At 74.4% G+C, this 782-nt stretch carries 1 protein-coding gene and 1 pseudogene; both read left to right on the forward strand.

The features are described 5' to 3' along the window. The first annotated feature begins 191 nt into the window (after positions 1 to 191). Complete coding sequence (locus tag ACSBPG_RS31955) at positions 192 to 449, forward strand: hypothetical protein (RefSeq protein WP_435541295.1); 258 nt, start codon at positions 192 to 194, stop codon at positions 447 to 449. Between the two features lie 17 nt (positions 450 to 466). Next, positions 467 to 782, forward strand: a pseudogene (locus tag ACSBPG_RS31960) (acetyl-CoA C-acetyltransferase); the annotation flags it as partial.

The following is a 782-nucleotide window of genomic DNA, read 5'->3' on the forward strand; positions in this document are numbered from 1 at the left end:
CGAACCGACGAGCGACGGGCTGGTCCTCATGGAGACCGCGCCCGGGGTCAGCGTGGAGCAGGTCGTGGCCGCCACCGAGGCCGATCTGATCATGCCCAGCCCCGTCCCGACCATGCCGGTCCTGCCGTGAATCCCCGTGCGGGCCGGGGCCAACGCGCGCCGGCCCGCGCCCGAGCCTTGGAAAGTCAGCCATGTCCGTAGCGAATGAGAGCGAGCTGGTGACGGTGTCGGTGCCGGTCACCTTCCAGATCAGGGTGGCGGTGCCGGCGGGCCGCAACGCCCGCGCCCTGGCCGAGGCCGTCGCGGCCCACGCCGCCGAGCGGTTCGCCCACGTCAGCCAGGCGCAGATCCACGCCTTCAACGAGGTCAACCGCATCCACCCCGCCAAGGCGGGAGAGGTCGCCGAGGTGGCGACCGACGTCGGCTCGGCCCGTCTCGCGGCGGCCTGACCGGAAGGAGATATCCCATGAGCGATGTCGTCATCGCCGGCGCCGCGCGCACGCCGATCGGCGCCTTCAACGGTGGCTTGGCCGCCGTGCCGGCCCACGAACTGGGGGCCACCGTCATCCGCGCCGCCCTGGCCCGCGCGCGCACCGACGCCGCCGAAGTGACCGAGGTCCTGCTGGGCCAGGTGCTGACCGCCGGCCAGGGCCAGAACCCGGCGCGCCAGGCCGCCATCAACGCCGGCATCCCGGCCGCGGCGACCGCCTTCGGCATCAACCAGGTCTGCGGGTCGGGGCTGCGCGCGGTGGCGCTCGGCCACCAGGCGATCCGCGAGGGCG

Origin of the sequence: Azospirillum sp. ST 5-10 (assembly GCF_051225715.1) — a bacterium.
In the GTDB taxonomy this organism is placed as follows: Bacteria; Pseudomonadota; Alphaproteobacteria; order Azospirillales; family Azospirillaceae; genus Azospirillum.

Bases quoted from the DNA above. Each gene is read 5' to 3' on its own strand.
- ACSBPG_RS31955 (WP_435541295.1), top strand. From the start codon at position 192: ATGTCCGTAGCGAATGAGAGCGAGCTGGTGACGGTGTCGGTGCCGGTC.